8 protein-coding genes and 1 rRNA gene are annotated in these 12,210 nt (G+C 36.9%); all 9 read right to left on the reverse strand.

All coding sequences use genetic code 11. The features are described 5' to 3' along the window. Nucleotides 1–77 (reverse strand): 16S ribosomal RNA (locus ACIQZI_RS20720); the annotation flags it as partial. 326 nt (nt 78–403) lie between these two features. Next, the gene (locus ACIQZI_RS20725) at nt 404–1,504 is read right to left on the reverse strand and encodes an HD-GYP domain-containing protein (protein WP_403076835.1); all 1,101 of its coding nucleotides are present in this window, start codon (nt 1,502–1,504) and stop codon (nt 404–406) included. Nucleotides 1,505–1,716: 212 nt separating this feature from the next. Next, a complete protein-coding gene (gene gyrA / locus ACIQZI_RS20730) occupies nt 1,717–4,239 on the reverse strand; it encodes a DNA gyrase subunit A (protein WP_403076841.1) in 2,523 nt (840 codons plus the stop codon). Nucleotides 4,240–4,400: 161 nt separating this feature from the next. Next, entirely contained in the window at nt 4,401–6,323 is a 1,923-nt protein-coding gene (gyrB, locus tag ACIQZI_RS20735; protein ID WP_403077143.1) for a DNA topoisomerase (ATP-hydrolyzing) subunit B, read from the reverse strand. A 430-nt stretch (nt 6,324–6,753) separates the two neighbouring features. Then, nucleotides 6,754–7,005 carry an extracellular matrix regulator RemB gene (gene remB, locus ACIQZI_RS20740; RefSeq protein WP_403076845.1) on the reverse strand — a complete coding sequence of 84 codons (252 nt, stop codon included), beginning with the start codon at nt 7,003–7,005 and terminating at the stop codon, nt 6,754–6,756. Between the two features lie 12 nt (nt 7,006–7,017). Beyond that, a complete protein-coding gene (recF, locus tag ACIQZI_RS20745; protein WP_062186641.1) occupies nt 7,018–8,136 on the reverse strand; it encodes a DNA replication/repair protein RecF in 1,119 nt (372 codons plus the stop codon). A 20-nt stretch (nt 8,137–8,156) separates the two neighbouring features. Continuing rightward, entirely contained in the window at nt 8,157–8,369 is a 213-nt protein-coding gene (gene yaaA / locus ACIQZI_RS20750; protein ID WP_062186639.1) for a S4 domain-containing protein YaaA, read from the reverse strand. A 307-nt stretch (nt 8,370–8,676) separates the two neighbouring features. After that, nucleotides 8,677–9,813: a DNA polymerase III subunit beta gene (dnaN, locus tag ACIQZI_RS20755; protein ID WP_062186637.1), complete on the reverse strand. Its 1,137-nt coding sequence runs from the start codon at nt 9,811–9,813 to the stop codon at nt 8,677–8,679. 202 nt (nt 9,814–10,015) lie between these two features. After that, nucleotides 10,016–11,365 (reverse strand): chromosomal replication initiator protein DnaA, encoded by a 1,350-nt coding sequence (dnaA, locus tag ACIQZI_RS20760; RefSeq protein ID WP_062186635.1) that lies wholly within the window; start codon nt 11,363–11,365, stop codon nt 10,016–10,018. Nucleotides 11,366–12,210: the final 845 nt, after the last annotated feature.

Here is a 12,210-nt window from a genome sequence, read left to right on the forward strand (position 1 = left end):
CCTATCATTCGCTCGACTTGCATGTATTAGGCACGCCGCCAGCGTTCGTCCTGAGCCAGGATCAAACTCTCCAAAAAGTGTTTGACTTGCTCATTTGTTTTTATAGTGTGTACTCACTTCAATTTAAACGTTGGCGCTTTGTTTTGTTCAGTTTTCAAAGAGCAATGTTCGTCGTTTATCAGAAACAACCTTATTAATATAACATATCATGTTATTTCAGTCAATAATTTCTTTTCTTTCGGATAAAATTTCTTTTGAAATTACTATCACTTGTTGACGACTTTATTATTATATATGGTATCTTTTTAAATTACAAGCTTTATTTGAATTAAATATTTTAAAAAGATACCGATCTATTTATACCAAACATTGATTAGTGCGATTTACTTTTCCATCTATAGTTTTAGACTAAGAAATGATTACTACCATTTTGTAAAACTTCCTCAATGAATAAATCTCTATTGTTATTTAAGTGGATTAACTCGCTTGTATCAATAACTTTAATTAACGGCCTTGTCGGAGATTGTTTATCAATAAATATAATCTCAGCGATATATCCATTTGATAATCGTACTCTGCTCCCCATCGAGTAATTCATAATACAAGACAAGAGTTTATTAATCACGGTAATATCAAACTTCCCAAAATCATCTTGCATGATCATCTCCATGACTTTAAATGGCGATTGTTTCTTTCTATAGGTCCTTTCGGATGTCATGGCATGATAGACGTCTGCTACTGCAACAATCTTTGCAAAAGCATGCGGTTTTTGTTCGCCTTTCCCACGCGGGTATCCGCTGCCGTCCAATCTCTCATGATGCTGGAGAATGGCATATTTAACTGACTCCTTTAATATAGTACTCCTTTGAAGCATTCTCAGACTATAAATTGGGTGTTTCCGAATCTCTTCATATTCTAGAGCTGTTAGACTTGTACCTTTATCTAATATTGTGGGAGAAATTTTAGCCATTCCACAATCTGCAAGACTCCCCGCAAGCGTGATTTGATACACATCCGCTTTATTATAATCCATTTTTTTAGCAAGATATCCACTTAAAAGGCCGATGGAAACCATGTGATGATAAAGGTAATCTTCTTTATTAGAGTAATGATGTAATGAAAAGATTTCTAGAGGGATTTTTAGAGACCTTTCAAAAAGCGGAATCATAATTTCTCTTATCTTGGCTACATCAACATCACTTCCCGCCTGCCAATTCTGAAACTGATGCTTATATGTTTGAACAACCTTTAAGTAATTGGCAATAAAGCTAGAGTATTCATTTGCTTCTTCCCCTTCTTCAGTAATTATTTCACGAGGTGTAAATTTTTGTCCATCAACAAGGGTACTTTCCACGCTAACTTCATTGATTAAAAAAGCTTTAAGTATTTCTAACAATTCTTCTGTTAAAATCGTTTTCCTATTCATTATTGGATGGCTTGTAAATCCGTTAATATCCTTACTAAGAATACATCCTGCTACCAAGTCTTTTGTTTTGACTAGCAAGCTCCTCACCTCTTAATTTACATCTGTTTATTACACTACCATAATATTACTTTATTTAAGCAAGAAAAACCATGTAGTATTTAATACAAGTGTTAGTATCAGCATAAAATGAAACCTGCCTCATTTAGGTATGGATGCCCACAAAACTCGTTTAAAGCATTTACTCTTCAAAAAAAGGACACGAGCTAATTGACTCGTGTCCCGTTTATTTATCATTCTTCCGTGTCATTTACTTCAATTATTTCATCAATAGCTTCGTTTGGCTGTTCTTCAGCAAGATCGTCTTCATTCTCTTTTTCTTCTTCACGTTCAGCCATTGCAACTGTAGCTACAAATTCATTTTCCGTATTTTCAAGACGGATGAGTTTAACACCCTGAGTATTTCGACCAGTTGTTGAGATATCTCCAACTGCCATACGAATCAATACGCCCTCTGCAGTGATAATCATGATATCTTCTTCCCCAGTTACTGTTTTGACAGCAACCAGCTCGCCATTTTTATCCGTTACATTGCAGGTTTTAATTCCAACTCCACCACGGCTTTGGATTCTATAATCTTCTGCAGGAGTCCGTTTTCCATAACCAAATTTAGTTACGATCAGCACTTCTTCATTTTCTTCAAGAATCTCCATGCCAACAACCTCATCGTCTTTCCTCAAGGAAATTCCCTTAACCCCAGCTGCAGTCCGGCCCATAGAACGGACGTCCGTTTCAGGGAATCTAATCAGCATGCCGTCTTTTGTACCAATGACGATTTGTTTATCACCATCTGTAAGACGGACTGAAATTAACTCATCACCTTCATTTAAGCCTACGGCAATTAAACCGTTATTACGAATGTTAGCAAAAGAGGATAATGGTGATCTTTTAGAAACACCAAACTTTGTCGTAAAGAATAGAAAATCACCATCGGTAAATTCCTTAACTGGAATAATGGCGTTTACCCATTCCCCTTTTTCAACTTCAAGTAAATTGATTAAGGGTAAGCCTTTTGCAGTTCGACCATATTCAGGAATTTCATACCCTTTTGCACGGTATACTTTTCCTTTATTCGTGAAGAATAACAGCGTATCATGTGTAGATGTCGTTAAAAGATGGTTTACGAAGTCATCTTCATTCGTTCCCATCCCTTGTATTCCTCGTCCACCGCGTTTTTGACTGCGATAAGTAGATACTGGTAATCGTTTAATGTATCCATTATGCGTCAAAGTTACAATTGTTGTTTCTACTGGTATTAAATCTTCATCCTCGATACTTTCAAATCCGCTCATCAAGATTTCAGTACGACGTACATCATTGAAGCGTTCTTTAATTTCAAGCAACTCTTCACGGATAATGTGTAGTACCTTCTCTTCATCCGCAAGAACAGCCTTTAATTCAGCAATGAGTGCAACTAAAGCTTGATATTCTTCTTCAATTTTCTCACGCTCTAGTCCAGTCAAGCGTTGTAATCGCATATCTAAGATGGCTTGAGCTTGTTTTTCAGAAAGTGAAAACTGTGTCATTAATCCTTCGCGTGCAATATCCGTCGTTTGTGACCCACGAATTAATTTAATAATGGCATCCAAATTATCAAGGGCAATTCGTAAGCCTTCAAGAATGTGAGCACGAGCTTCTGCTTTTCGCAATTCAAATTCAGTTCTTCGACGAATGACTACTTTTTGGTGCTCTAAGTAATAATATAAGCATTGTTTTAAGTTCAATACTTTTGGTTGTCCATCCACAAGTGCAAGTAAGTTAACCCCGAATGTCGTCTGCATAGAAGTGTGTTTATATAAGTTATTCAACAACACATTAGCATTAGCATCTTTCCGAACTTCCATGACAATCCGCATACCGTTCCGGTCTGATTCATCTCGCAAGTCTGTAATGCCTTCGATCTTTTTATCACGAGCAAGTTCCGCAATTTTTTCAATTAGTCTTGCCTTATTTACTTGATAAGGAATTTCAGTAACCAAAATGACTTGTTTGCCATTTGACTTCGTTTCAATTTCCACTTTCGCTCGTTGAATGATGGAGCCTCTTCCAGTTTCATAGGCTTTTCGTATGCCACTGCGACCCAAAATATAACCCGCTGTTGGGAAGTCTGGACCTGGAATGTATTCCATTAATTCAGCAATTGTCATGTCAGGATTCTTACTCAAAGCCAAGACGCCATCAATCACTTCTCCTAATTGATGCGGAGGAATATTGGTTGCCATCCCAACGGCAATACCAGATGATCCATTCACTAGTAAATTGGGGAAACGGGCTGGCATAACAACGGGTTCCTTTTCAGAACCATCATAGTTATCCTGATAATCAATTGTATCTTTATTCAAATCACGAAGTAATTCCATTGAAATTTTCGACAATCTCGCTTCTGTATAACGCATGGCTGCAGCCTGATCTCCATCGACAGAACCAAAGTTCCCATGGCCATCTATAAGCATATGACGATAGTTGAATGGTTGAGCCATTCGTACCATCGTTTCATATACAGCAGAGTCACCGTGCGGATGGTACTTACCGATAACTTCTCCAACAATACGCGCTGATTTCTTAAACGGTTTATCAGATGTCATGCCAAGATCATTCATTGCATAAAGAATTCTTCGATGCACTGGTTTTAGGCCGTCCCTAACATCAGGTAAAGCCCTTGAAACAATAACACTCATTGCATAATCTAAAAATGAAGTTCTCATTTCGGTACTAATATTAATTTCTTTAACATTTTCTCTTTGATTTTCTGACATGGAGCAGACCTCCTTATTTAAAGCTGTGACCTAAGTTTGTTTAATCAGTAGGACGGTATGTATAGGGAATGTCCCAAAGGAGTCAGCCCCCATACTTCACTTTTAATGTATATTGTTAATTGCAAGGGCTGATTTCTTTGATTTGGAACAACCTCTATTTGTTAAATATCAAGGTTTTTAACGTAAATAGCATTTTCCTCAATAAAGTTACGGCGTGGTTCTACTTTGTCACCCATCAACATTTCGAAAGTTTCATCCGCTTCGATTGCATCACTCAAGCTAACCTGTAATAGCGTTCTTGCTTCAGGATTCATAGTCGTTTCCCACAGTTGCTCTGGATTCATCTCACCAAGCCCTTTGTAACGCTGTAGGCTAGGTTTAGGTGAACTTGGCAAGTTTGCCATAATTTCAGTAAGCTGACGATCATTATAAGCATATTCTACTCTCTTACCTTGTTGAATCTTAAAAAGAGGCGGCTGGGCAATATAGATGTATCCATGCTCAAGGATTTTTCTCATATATCGATAAAAGAACGTCAACATCAATGTACGGATATGAGCTCCATCTACATCTGCATCCGTCATAATGACAATTTTATGATATCGAGCTTTTGCAATGTCAAATTCCTCGCCAACTCCTGTACCAAGCGCTGTAATAATCGTACCAATTTCAACATTATTTAAAATTCGATCTAAGCGTGCCTTCTCAACATTTAAGATCTTACCTCTAAGTGGCAGAATGGCTTGAAAATGCCGATCACGGCCTTGCTTAGCTGAACCACCCGCTGAGTTCCCCTCAACAATATATAATTCACTAATAGATGGATCCTTTGATGAGCAATCCGCTAACTTACCCGGTAGACTCGAAACCTCTAGTGCACTCTTTCTTCTTGTCAATTCTCGTGCCTTTTTAGCCGCCATTCGTGCTCTAGCCGCCATTAGCCCTTTATCAACAATCTTTCTAGCTATAGAGGGGTTCTCGTATAGAAAGGAATCAAGCCTTTCTGACAAAATCGAATCTGTCACAGCTCTTACTTCTGAGTTTCCAAGCTTTGTTTTTGTTTGCCCTTCAAATTGTGGGTCTGGGTGCTTAATGGAGACAATTGCGGTTAAGCCTTCACGGACATCATCTCCTGACAAGTTCGCATCTGCCTCTTTAATTAACCCATTTTTACGAGCATAATCATTAATAACGCGTGTCAAGCCTGTCTTAAAACCTGACTCATGCGTTCCGCCTTCATATGTGTGAATATTATTTGCAAATGTGAATAAATTGCTAATATAACTTTCATTGTATTGCATCGCTATTTCTACGGAAATACCGTCCTTTTCACCTTCCATAAATATCGGTTCTTCATGGATTACTTCTTTAGAACGGTTCAAGTGTTCAACATATGACTTGATTCCGCCTTCGTAATGATATTCACTCTTCTTGCCTTCACCGCGTTTATCTTCAATGCTTATTAAAATTCCTTTATTCAAAAAAGCAAGCTCACGGATACGCGTTGCCAATGTATCAAAGTCATACTCAAGTGTTTCTGTGAAAATTTCGCTATCCGGTTTAAAATGAATTGTTGTCCCGGTATGGTCCGTTTCATCGATTACTACTAAGTCGCCTTGTGAGACACCACGCATGAATTTTTGATAGTGAACGTTCCCTTCACGATGTACATATACTTCTAAAGTTGATGAAAGAGCATTAACAACCGAAGCACCTACACCATGCAAACCACCTGATACCTTATAGCCTCCGCCGCCGAACTTCCCACCAGCATGCAAGACGGTCAAAATAACTTCAACCGCAGGACGACCCATTTTCTCTTGAATTCCGACCGGGATCCCCCGTCCATTATCAATGACAGTTATACTGTTATCTTCTTCAATAATCACTTGAATCTGGTCACAGAACCCTGCAAGTGCTTCGTCAATACTATTATCAACAATTTCCCAAACGAGATGATGGAGTCCTTTTCCTGATGTAGAACCAATATACATACCCGGACGTTTACGTACAGCTTCAAGTCCTTCTAAAACTTGTATCTGATTTTCATCATATGCCTGACCTTGTACTTCCTTTTGATCCATTGTCATACGATTTCACCTACACTTTTCTTTTTGCATTCTTTTGTTTGTTCAAAAAATAAGATCATATATTTTAAAAAAGTAGTTTTAGTGTCCAGCACCTAACTACTTGAGTTCAAATAACTTCCAAGCTTCTGAAGTAAAAGTAGAGACTCCAGAGACCTAGAAAGATTTGCTTGTTGGACTAGCGAAGGGGATGACAAAAGTCAAAGTTCTTCCTGGGCACCTCCGCCTATTATAAGTGATATGGATATATAGGTCTTTTCAAAATGGTTTGGTGTCGCCCCACTCGGACCATTACAGGACGCCTCAAACTTAGTAGGTCTTTCCTATGTTCGAAGCGCTATGTTGTTCATTGCATCTCCTCGACTAATAAGTTATGGCAGAATAACTTATTTTGCGTAGTCAAGAACTGATGACGACTTTTCTTATTCTATTCATCGATTAATATTGTTCGTTGTAATGACCTGCGTTTTAATGTTGCCGATGCAAGAGGTGAATAATAAACAACCGTATTTGTAATAACGATTGATTTGATTGAACCCTTTGCTAAATTTCGTGTGACTTCTGCCTTTTTTTGCAAAAACTCCTCCATGGTTGGAGATGAATTGAGTAAATTTTTATCCAGAATTGCAATAACCTCATCCGTTTTCACAAGAATGTCCTCACCGATATGAAGATACATGCATTCACCCCATCATTTTACTTTAGTCACATTTCCCTGACTCACATGGAAAGTAGAAGCCTCACGCAAGGTCTGATGATCAATTCCCTCCACAGAGGTTGTGGTCACAAAGGTTTGAACCTTCCCTTGAATGGTATTTAACAAGTGTGATTGGCGATAATCATCTAGTTCAGATAATACGTCATCTAATAATAATATGGGATATTCCCCTATTTCTGTATGAATTAATTCAATTTCAGCAAGCTTTAGAGAAAGTGCTGTTGTCCGTTGTTGACCTTGAGATCCGTATGTTTGAACATCTCGTCCATTCACAAAAAAAACTAGGTCATCACGATGCGGACCTATAAGCGTAATTCCCCGTTCAATTTCTCTCCCTTGAATTTTAACAAACTTTTCCTGGAATACTTCTATCATTTTCGACAAATTACTACTTTCTGATACATCCAAGGATGGTTTATATTCAATTTTCAGCTCTTCTAAGCCGCGAGAGATGCCAGAATGTATCGGTTCAGCCCATTTTTGAAGCAAAGCAAGAAATTGAAATCTTCTTTGTAAAATTTTTACTGCATATTGTATGAATTGTTCTGTCAATACATCGAGCATTGCTTTATCGGCTTGTTTACGCGTTTGGAGCAATTTCAAATAATGGTTTCTTTGTTGTAGAATTTTTTGATATTGACTCATATCATGAAGGTAAACTGGAGATACCTGACCAATTTCCATATCAATGAAACGGCGCCTGCCTTGCGGATTCCCTTTAACCAGGTGAAGATCTTCTGGTGCAAACATAACCACATTCATATTACCAACATATTGACTTAATTTTTGTTGCTCAATATGATTACTCTTTGCCTTTTTACCCTTTTTTGATATAACCAGTTCAAGTGGAATCGAAGTATTTCTCTTTTTCACTCTACCCTCTATTTTAGCATATTCTTCATCCCAACGAATAAGTTCTTTATCATTTGATGTCCTATGGGACTTTGCCATCGCTAAAACAAAAATAGATTCCATCACATTCGTTTTCCCTTGAGCATTTTCTCCTAGAATGACATTTACTTTATTTTCGAAGTGAAGGTCCATATCCTGATAGTTCCGATAGTTTTTCAGTTTTAATTGTTCAATATACATAAGCGCTTCTTCCCTTTACTTTAACGCGTAATAGTAAAACTACCGAACGAAGGAATATCAATCTTGTCTCCATCTCTAAGTTTCTTTCCCCGTCTATTATCAAATTCACCGTTGATAAAAATTTCATATTCACTTAAAAACCATTTAGCCATTCCGCCGCTCTGAATAATGTCAGCTAATTTTAAAAATTGACCTAGCGTAATATATTCTGTGTCAATCTGAATTTTAGTCATCCGTCCATCACTTCTTTCAAAGTAGTCTCTAATATTTTATTGTACTAAATAAATTGGATAAAGACAAAGTTAACATTAGCAAAGCAAAAACACTGTGAGAAAAAGTAGTTGCGGGCACCACATTCTGTTAATTAGGGGATAATTTATTAAAAAGTGACCCTCTACAGTCCAGCAGAGCTTAGACATTAAAACGTACTAAAAAGATTTATACCTTTTTGACCTTCAAAAAAAGGCCTTTTTAAAGGCCTTTTTTCTTGAAGGAGGAATTAGTTTGTCTGTCCGCATTTAAGCTTCACTGTCTCATTCATTAATACGTCCTTACAGGTAAGATCAACTGCAGCATTGTGTCATCGTGAAGTGAACGAATAATAAATGGACGCATTGCTCCAGTAAAATTAATTGTAATGTCTGTTCCTTCTAAAGCTTTCAAAGCATCCATTACAAATTTGGCGCTAAAGGAAATCTTTAATTCCTCCCCTTCAATGGATTCAGCTTGCAACTCTTCGCTTACTTTTCCGATTTCAGGCGTATTCGAAGATACCTCAATGACCCCATGTTCTAGAGTAGTCAGCTTCACAACATTGTTTTTTCCTTCTTTAGCCAATAAAGAAGCACGATCAATCGCTTGAAGAAAATCCTTCGAATGAACGGTAATTGAAGTTTTACTTTCATTTGGAATTAAGCGAGATGTATCAGGATAATTTCCTTCAAGCAAACGTGAGAAGAACAATAAATTCTTTGCTTTAAATAATACTTGGTTCTCCGTAATGACCATTTCAATCAATTCATTCGTATCATCAAGAAGTTTGCTTAATTCACTTAGGCTTTTTCCAGGAATTACAACACTATATGAACCGACTACCTTATTATCAATTTTTGCTTTTCTCATGGCTAATCTATGACTATCTGTTGCAATACAGATTAATTCATCATCCTCTACCTTTAAGTTTACACCTGTTAAGATAGGGCGTGTTTCTGAGGTGGACACTGCAAATACTGTTTGACGGATTAATGTCTTCAATAAATCTGCAGGCAATTTAAATGTTTGATCCTCTTCTATAATTGGCAAATGAGGATATTCTTCAGCATCAAGTCCATTTAAATTAAATTCAGCTTTACCTGAACGAATAATGGTCTGAAAGCCATTTAACACCTCAATATCAACTGTATCCATCGGAAGTTTTTTCACAATATCTCCGAAAAACCTGGCATTTAAAACAATGCTACCACTTTGCTTAATTTCTACAATTTCATTTTCTTCGTCCTCAATGGGGATAAACGATTGAATAGAAATATCGGAGTCACTTCCTGTTAAGGTTACCCCGTCTTCTACTGCTGTTATTTTTATTCCCGTTAAAATCGGAATTGTTGTTCTTGATGTGACAGCTTTCATTACTTCTTGAACACTATGCACTAAACGATCTCTTTGAATAATAAATCTCATTTTCCATCCTCCAATATAGTTCTAACGAATAGCCTAATGGCATATGTTATTTATATATATATTTATTTAAAAGATAGTAGTAATAGTAGTAGGTCCTGTGAATATGTGGATAACCCAGAGAAACATAAGGAAAAACAGTCTATCCACATGTGGACAGACTGTGTGTAAGTGGCAGTGAGTTATGCACATAATTCAGAGTAACTTATACTTTTAGCTGTTCTTGTATTTCTTTTACCTGTCTTTGAAGCAATGGGTCAGTTTGAAGAAGCTTTGAAATTTTTTCATGAGCATGGATAACTGTCGTGTGATCACGACCTCCAAATTCATCACCTATTTTTGGGAGGGAAAAATCCGTTAGTTCCCTTGATAAATACATGGCGATTTGTCGCGGAAAAGCTAAAGTCTTTGTCCGCTTTTTTGCTTTGAAATCTTCCAGTTTTATATTGTAATGTTCGCCGACTGTCTTTTGGATTTCAAGGATTGTAATGATCTTAGGCTTTGAGCTTGGAATAATATCTTTTAATGCTTCTGCGGCTAAATCAGCATTGATGTCTTTATTAATCAATGATGAGTAAGCAACTACTCGAATCAATGCCCCTTCAAGCTCACGAATATTGGAGTCAATTTGATTAGCAATGTAAAGCATAACCTCATTTGGAATATCCAATCCGTCTGCTTTTGCCTTTTTCCTAAGAATAGCAATCCTTGTTTCTAAATCGGGCGGTGTAATATCGGTAATTAATCCCCATTCAAAGCGTGAGCGTAAGCGGTCTTCTAAAGTAGGGATTTCCTTAGGTGGACGGTCACTTGAAATAACAATTTGCTTACTTTCTTCGTGAAGAGCGTTAAATGTATGGAAAAATTCTTCCTGGGTAGATTCTTTTCCAGCTAAAAATTGAATATCATCAATGAGAAGCACGTCAACAGTACGGTACTTGTCTCGGAACTCACCAGCTTTATTGTCTCGAATAGAGTTGATAAATTCATTCATGAACTTCTCCGATGAAAGGTACACAACCTTAGCATGAGGGTTATGCTCAAGTACGTATTGACCAATCGCATGCATAAGATGTGTCTTTCCAAGTCCAACACCTCCATAAATAAAGAGAGGGTTATATGCTTTAGCTGGTGCTTCAGCAACTGCTAATGAGGCAGCATGGGCAAAGCGGTTGCCCGATCCGATGACAAAGGTATCGAATGTGTTTTTTGTATTCAACATAAACTGTGGAAAGTCAGCTGAATCGTCATCAAGCTTTTTTGTTTTTTTTGCTCGGGTTGAAACAGTCATTGAATCATCCCCTTGATCAGAGGGGATGATAAATTTAACTTCCAATCCTTCACCTGTGAGTTCAAGCAAAACTTCTGAAATAAGGTGGGAATATCGTTCTTCAAGCCAGTCGCGAGCAAATTCATTTGGTGCAATGACCGTCAGTATATCTCCTTGCAGCATATGGGCTTTGGTGGATTTTAGCCATGTTTCAAAACTAGGCTTACTTATTTTATTCTGCATGCTTTTCAGTGATTGGTCCCATAAACTTTCGATATTATCCAATAAGATCCCTCCTTTACAGTTTTATATGAAATAACAATAAATATGGCCGATTGCCATGGTTTTAGCAGGAAAAAAATCAAATCTATTTCATTATTATCAAGTGAAACAACAGCCTTTGTACACGGCTTGTACAAGTTTATTTGGGATACTGGTATAAATATTCATCAACAGGATTAAGGGATAAATATATAATAAAGAAGATAAATGATATTTCGACAATATCCACGGACTGTGGACAAAAAACTACCCACAGGTTGTATAAACTATCCACATGTTATCAACAGTTTGTGGATAACTAAGAAATGTTGATAAAGTTATTCAGAGTGAAAACACAAATATAATATCAGAAATTCAGCCTTGTTGCAATGGCTATAAAAACTTTATCCACAAGATTGTACCATTGTGGACTATACTTTTCCACAAGCATTTATATGTGTAAAAGGTAGAAAATTAACTGTGGATAGTAAAATAAATGTCGAAAAGATATCCACAAAGGGAATGATAGCTGATTAACAAAAAAATAAAAGGCGTTAGGTATAAAGAGCAACCTTTGTTGAAATAGAAAAGTGGTCATTCATTTCATGAGGACGTAGTCCAAAGTGAACCGTTCCATTTAAGAGGAAAATGCCGACTTTATGTGCTGATCGAAGTTTAATTTTAAACGGTGTTTTTTTATGACCCTGGATGTTAAATCTAGTAATCACCCTTCCAAAGACAAAGCTAATTACTTAAGTAGAAGTTGTTCCTAAGTTTTAACTACTAATCATTCCTCAATGATTATGAACAAAGCTGTAATAAAATTTAAAGAAAGGTTGACATTTTACATATTTCATCTATATAATTGT

The organism is Peribacillus sp. NPDC096379 (assembly GCF_044762875.1).
Taxonomy (GTDB): Bacteria; Bacillota; Bacilli; order Bacillales; family DSM-1321; genus Peribacillus.

Excerpts from the sequence above, each read along its gene's own strand:
- remB (WP_403076845.1), bottom strand. The coding sequence starts at position 7,005 with ATGTATCTTCATATCGGTGAGGACATTCTTGTGAAAACGGATGAGGTT.
- yaaA (WP_062186639.1), bottom strand. The coding sequence starts at position 8,369 with ATGACTAAAATTCAGATTGACACAGAATATATTACGCTAGGTCAATTT.
- gyrA (WP_403076841.1), bottom strand. The coding sequence starts at position 4,239 with ATGTCAGAAAATCAAAGAGAAAATGTTAAAGAAATTAATATTAGTACC.
- gyrB (WP_403077143.1), bottom strand. The coding sequence starts at position 6,323 with ATGGATCAAAAGGAAGTACAAGGTCAGGCATATGATGAAAATCAGATA.
- recF (WP_062186641.1), bottom strand. The coding sequence starts at position 8,136 with ATGTATATTGAACAATTAAAACTGAAAAACTATCGGAACTATCAGGAT.
- dnaN (WP_062186637.1), bottom strand. The coding sequence starts at position 9,813 with ATGAGATTTATTATTCAAAGAGATCGTTTAGTGCATAGTGTTCAAGAA.